Genomic DNA, 5,768 nt, shown 5'->3' with positions numbered 1-5,768 from the left:
TCGGAGTCAATAAGAGAATGTCTCTGATCTGATCGTACGATTCTGATTTAGTTCACTCGATTTACGCAACAAAGCCCCTAAAAACCTCATTCGATTCACACTCGGCACTCCATTTCACTTAGGGTTTATCAATGAGTTTAGTTAGTGTCCCATTTGTCGGAACCGGCGCAGATAGCGCGTTACACGTTGTGGCTGGCGTGGTATTGGTCGCGACGATTGCAGCCGCGTGTTACGGATTTTGGCGCGTACATGAATTGCCTATCAATAAAGCCCATAGTACAGATCACCAACAGCTCGGATTAATCACGGCTCTGACATGGATAGGTTTTATATGGCATTGGGTATGGGTACTCGCCGTCATCTTGGCGTTCGTTGATATGGAAAAGGCCATTATCAATCTAAGAGACACTTGGAAGTCGCCAGCCACCTCTAAAGATCCGGCAGCGACCGAGACACAAAAAGAGGAGAGCCAAGCATGTTAGAAGGTTTAGCGGTTTGGGCACTGTTCATTTACCTGCTGAGACTGGTTGGTATGCCTTGGAATACAGGAACTAAGGCGTTTGCGTATCTAGGAGGGACATCGTGGTTATTGTTTGTTTGGGTAGGACTACTTAACTTCACTCCGATGGATTTATCGGGGGGTTCTGTCGTCCAATCCCCACACATACAATTGCGCCCAGAGTCAACATCTGTAACGGGCAATACCACTAAGGTGCACATCAGTCCCAACCAAGATGTGGTTGAAGGACAATTGATCTATGAAATTGACGACACCAAGTATGTCATTGCCAGAGACAAAGCGAGTGTTCAACTTGAATCGGCTGAGGTTGCTCAGGAAACCGCTCGCCAAGAAGTGAGCATAGCGGAAGTCAGTTACCAATCAGCATTACAAGACATCCAAGCGTCTATTGCACAAATTGAGTCAGCAAAGACAGATTTAGTCCTTCAGTCAAAGACACTTGACCGTTACCAGAAGCAAAACAGCGTCGTAGAGCATACGATTACTGAAACTGACATCGACCAACAAACGGCGAAGGTTGAGTTAGCAATGCATAATGTCACCACGTTGGAATCACAGCTTAGTAAGAAACAAATCGATGCCAAAAACGCGAAGCTAAACATCCAAAAAGCGCAAACCAACGTAAACAAGAAGCACGCTGAGGTCGATTCTGCAAAAGCCACACTGGCGCAAGCTCAATGGGAGCTTAACAGTACCAAAGTTACAGCACCGACTGACGGCTTTGTGACGAACTTTATTCTTCGCGAGGGTCAGCGCGTTTCGATGATGCCACGTATACAAATGTATACCGAAGAGAAGTACGTGCTGATGCGAGTCAATCATCAAGCGATCCGCAATATTAAGGTCGGCCAGCCTGCAGAGTTTGCAACTGCGGTGTATCCAGGGAAAATATTCTCTGCAACCGTAGAAGGGATTGTAGAAGCGACGGGGGAAGCACAAGCCACATTATTGGGTATTGATGAATCGGTGAGGGCAACAACCGGTAAAAATCTACAAAATAAGCATCACTTCGTTCGCTTGAAGATAAACGAAGCAGAGGGCTACGACATTCCTGTTGGTTCTGTCGGGTTAGCGTGGGTAAGTGGTGAGAAGCCTATTGGCTTTATGGCGTTCCTAGATGTAATACGTGGGATCATCATTCGAATGAAGTCTCAGCTGTACTTCTTCTACTCCATTTAGCCACCAGATTAGCATTAATCGCAAATTGCATTCGCAAAATGCAACAGATTAATACAAAAGTGCAAGTAAAATGCTCAAATACGCACCAAATTGCTATAAAACAGCCTATATTCTTGGTTTTAAAAGTTGGCACGCTATCTGCTTTGTATATATTGACCCTTCTTAAGCCGAGGGTCACCTAGCCAACTGACGTTGTTAGTGAACCTACTATTGTTCACACATATATAAGCCAATTGCGGTTATTGCGATTGGCTATTTTTTTTGCCTGTCGTTTGGCTAACCGCTCCCCTCTCGATACAGACACCCATTCAATCGAATAATAATCAACATTCATAGCCAACTATCGATTGCAGATACCCACATGTTATAGAAAACGTTTTCTATTTATTTTCATAAAATAAATGAAGAAAATAACCTTATGTTTTGCAAAAGATTTAAGATGATAATTGATTCTCAAGCACCTTTACTGACAAGATTATCATTGACTCTGTGATTTATATCACCATAATGCGCACGTTTGCCTGCAATACGGCGACCATTAATTTTAATTTTGAGCATTTGCGGAGGTAAAAAATGGCTGCTGATAATAACTACAGTCTAGGGCCGGTTCCTACATCAGCTAGGAAAGGAGTCGCTTCACTCACCATGGTAATGCTTGGACTCACTTTCTTCTCTGCAAGTATGTGGACTGGCGGTTCACTCGGGACAGGTCTCTCGTTCAACGATTTTTTCCTCGCCGTTCTCATCGGTAACCTCATCCTCGGTATTTACACTTCTTTGCTTGGCTACATCGGCTCATCGACTGGCCTCTCGACTCACCTCCTTGCTCGTTTCTCTTTCGGTACTAAAGGATCATGGCTTCCTTCTGCGCTACTTGGCGGTACACAAGTCGGTTGGTTTGGCGTGGGCGTTGCGATGTTTGCCATTCCGGTACATAAAGCAACGGGCATTGATACCAATACCTTAATTATCGTATCTGGATTGTTGATGACAGGTACGGTGTATTTCGGCATTAAAGCACTAATGGTGCTTTCAGCGATTGCGGTGCCTGCGATTGCGATTCTGGGTGGTTATTCAGTACTGACGGCCGTAGACAGCGTTGGTGGATTAGAGCAACTACAACTCATTAAGCCTGAAACGCCAATGGACTTCTCTATGGCTTTAGCCTTAGTTGTCGGGTCGTTTGCCAGCGCAGGTACGCTAACGGCTGACTTCGTTCGTTTTGGTAAAAAGCCCGCAAGCGCAGTCTTAATTACCATGATCGCGTTCTTCATTGGTAACTCATTAATGTTTATCTTCGGCGCAGCAGGCGCGGCAGCAACCGGTCAGTCAGATATTTCAGATGTGATGATTGCTCAAGGTCTGCTACTTCCCGCCATTATCGTGCTTGGCTTAAACATCTGGACAACCAATGAAAATGCCCTTTATGCATCAGGTCTGGGGTTGTCCAACATCACGGGGCGCTCAAGTACGACAATGTCTATCATTAACGGTATTGTTGGCACGATCTGCGCATTGTGGTTATACAACAACTTCGTTGGTTGGTTGACCTTCCTTTCATTGGCTATCCCACCTATTGGTGGCGTAATCATCGCGGACTTCTTCGCAAACCGTAAACGTTACAAAGATTTTGCAAATGCAGAGTTCCAAACCGTCAACTGGGCTGGCATTATCGCGGTAGCAACCGGCGTAGCCGCTGGTCACTTCCTGCCTGGCGTTGTTCCTTTGAACGCAGTGTTAGGTGGTGCAATTAGCTACCTCGTGCTTAATACCCTATTGAATAAGAAAGCGCTGAAATCTCAGGCCGCTTAAGGACACACTATGACAACCTTATTAATCAAGAACGCGAAACTTCAAGACCGAGAAGGTTTAAAACAGATTCTGATTGAAAATGGTCAATTTTCTCGCATTCTCGATAATGAAGCACAGATCAATCACCAAGGTGACATCCTTGATGCTGAAGGTGGCATTGCAGTTACTCCTTTCTGTGAACCGCACATCCACCTAGATACCACTCAAACCGCTGGTGAGCCTAACTGGAACATCTCTGGCACCTTGTTTGAAGGTATTGAGCGTTGGGCTGAGCGCAAAGAACTGCTATCAATCGAAGACGTAAAATCTCGTGCCAAACAAACATTGAAATGGCAGATCGCGAATGGTGTGCAACACGTGCGTACACACGTTGATGTGTCTGACCCAACGTTAGTTGCGTTAAGAGCGATGGTTGAAGTTCGTGAAGAGATGAAAGAGTGGGTCGACATTCAGATCGTTGCATTCCCTCAAGAAGGCATTCTTTCATACCCTAACGGTAAAGAGTTGCTTGAAGAAGCAGTGAAGATCGGCGCTGACGTTATTGGTGCTATCCCTCACTTCGAATTCACGCGTGAGTACGGTGTTGAGTCTCTGCATTACGTATTCGAGCTTGCACGTAAGTATGACTGCCTGATCGACGTGCACTGTGATGAAATCGACGACGAGCAATCTCGTTTCGTTGAAACACTGGCTGCCCTAGCCCACAAATTCGAAATGGGTGAAAAGGTCACTGCGAGCCATACGACGGCTATGGGTTCGTACAACGGTGCTTACGCTTCACGCCTATTCCGCTTATTAAAAATGTCTGGTATCAACTTCGTGGCAAACCCGCTAGTGAATATTCACTTACAAGGCCGCTTCGATGATTACCCGAAACGTCGTGGTGTCACGCGCGTAAAAGAGATGCTAGCAGCGAACATCAATGTCTGTTTCGGCCATGATGATGTGTTTGACCCATGGTATCCGCTAGGTACTGCAAATATGCTTCAAGTTCTGCACATGGGGCTGCACGTGACACAGGTTATGGGCTACGACCAAATCAACAACTCGCTTGATTTAATCAGCAAGAACTCAGCTCGCACATTAAATATCCAAGACAGCTTTGGTATTGAAGAAGGTAAGCCAGGTAGTCTACTGATCCTTCCGGCTGACAATGGCTTTGATGCCGTGCGCCGCCAAGTGCCAGTGCAATACTCAGTGCGCCACGGTAAGGTGATCGCAGAGACCCAACCAGCTAAAACAAAAATCAATTTGGGCCAAACCGAAGATATCAACTTTAAGCGTTAATATCGTCTATACTAGAGATGAAAGGAAGCTGAGATGCTTCCTTTGTTATGCTTGCCAAGCGATAAAACAGCCACTAAGTTAGTGTGTTTTTCGTACAACAGTACGGTATAACAAAAAAAGCACGGATTTCTTAATCTATGTGTGTACATCTCAAAAGACTGTGTTAACATGCACTCGCTCTGTTAGCCGGAGTTATTTAAGTTAGATGAAAAGTAAAAAATTGACATGTAAAATCGTTACCCGTTTTTGTAAGTAGTTTTTCCTTATTTCTTAGCAATATTAAATAATTCAATTATCAGCGCATTGCAGTAATGCAATCAACACTTTAGAAAATTCATGAATAAGGGACAAATTATGTCTAACACAAATACTGGCACTGTAAAATGGTTCAACGAAGAGAAAGGTTTCGGTTTCATTTCTCAAGATAACGGCGGTGCTGACGTATTCGTACACTTCCGTGCTATCGCTTCTGAAGGTTTCAAAACTCTGAAAGAAGGCCAAAAGGTTTCTTTCGAAGTTGAAAACGGTCAAAAAGGCCTACAAGCAGCTAACGTTGTTGCTCAATAATTAGCATTTAGCTAAAACAAATTTTAAAGCGCTGATTTTATCGGCGCTTTTTTATATCTGTCGATAATCTCTCCCCTTTTTCCCCACACTCCCCTGTACAGCCTCAGTGTCATCAATACCCCTTATCAACACCTAAACGAGATTCATAGCAAAACAAGTGATTTATCCAACCTTTATCCACTATTTATATATTTCTTAAAGTAAACAGATTCAAAATCCGCTAACCTCTAGACAAGTGACTGTAGTTAGTTTGGGATCTGTAGTAAAAAATGAACGATGAAGAATTTCAGAAATCCGCCGCCAATCTGAAAAAAGCGGTGCCTCTAATACCAATCTGGAAAATTAACTGGTCAGGTTAATCCAGTCTCTGGTGCACATTTTGGTAACTCTATCTGCACGCTCC

5 protein-coding genes are annotated in these 5,768 nt (G+C 44.3%); all 5 read left to right on the top strand.

Annotated features, from left to right (window positions below):
• Window positions 1-131 precede the first annotated feature (131 nt).
• The 5 genes from Q1A70_RS18635 (at window position 132) to Q1A70_RS18615 (ending at window position 5,365) form a co-directional block, all read left to right on the top strand.
• Entirely contained in the window at window positions 132-482 is a 351-nt protein-coding gene (locus Q1A70_RS18635; protein WP_299695187.1) for an MFS transporter, read from the top strand.
• Complete coding sequence (locus tag Q1A70_RS18630) at window positions 476-1,699, top strand: efflux RND transporter periplasmic adaptor subunit (protein ID WP_299695190.1); 1,224 nt, start codon at window positions 476-478, stop codon at window positions 1,697-1,699. The genes Q1A70_RS18635 and Q1A70_RS18630 overlap by 7 nt, the downstream gene beginning before the upstream one ends.
• Window positions 1,700-2,272: 573 nt before the next feature.
• On the top strand, window positions 2,273-3,511 hold the full coding sequence (gene codB / locus Q1A70_RS18625) for a cytosine permease (RefSeq protein ID WP_299695193.1): 1,239 nt from the start codon (window positions 2,273-2,275) through the stop codon (window positions 3,509-3,511).
• Window positions 3,512-3,520: 9 nt separating this feature from the next.
• Window positions 3,521-4,798, top strand: coding sequence for a cytosine deaminase (locus Q1A70_RS18620; RefSeq protein ID WP_299695195.1), 1,278 nt, complete (start codon window positions 3,521-3,523; stop codon window positions 4,796-4,798).
• Window positions 4,799-5,152: 354 nt separating this feature from the next.
• The gene (locus Q1A70_RS18615) at window positions 5,153-5,365 is read left to right on the top strand and encodes a cold-shock protein (protein ID WP_004730009.1); all 213 of its coding nucleotides are present in this window, start codon (window positions 5,153-5,155) and stop codon (window positions 5,363-5,365) included.
• The last annotated feature ends 403 nt before the right edge of the window (window positions 5,366-5,768 follow it).

This window comes from uncultured Vibrio sp. (genome assembly GCF_947488985.1).
GTDB lineage: Bacteria > Pseudomonadota > Gammaproteobacteria > Enterobacterales > Vibrionaceae > Vibrio.
The sequence above is the reverse complement of the archived record's forward strand: the minus strand, read 5'-3'. Positions and strand labels throughout refer to the sequence as shown.

Bases quoted from the DNA above. Each gene is read 5' to 3' on its own strand.
- Q1A70_RS18635 (WP_299695187.1), top strand. From the start codon at position 132: ATGAGTTTAGTTAGTGTCCCATTTGTCGGAACCGGCGCAGATAGCGCG.
- Q1A70_RS18615 (WP_004730009.1), top strand. From the start codon at position 5,153: ATGTCTAACACAAATACTGGCACTGTAAAATGGTTCAACGAAGAGAAA.
- codB (WP_299695193.1), top strand. From the start codon at position 2,273: ATGGCTGCTGATAATAACTACAGTCTAGGGCCGGTTCCTACATCAGCT.
- Q1A70_RS18620 (WP_299695195.1), top strand. From the start codon at position 3,521: ATGACAACCTTATTAATCAAGAACGCGAAACTTCAAGACCGAGAAGGT.
- Q1A70_RS18630 (WP_299695190.1), top strand. From the start codon at position 476: ATGTTAGAAGGTTTAGCGGTTTGGGCACTGTTCATTTACCTGCTGAGA.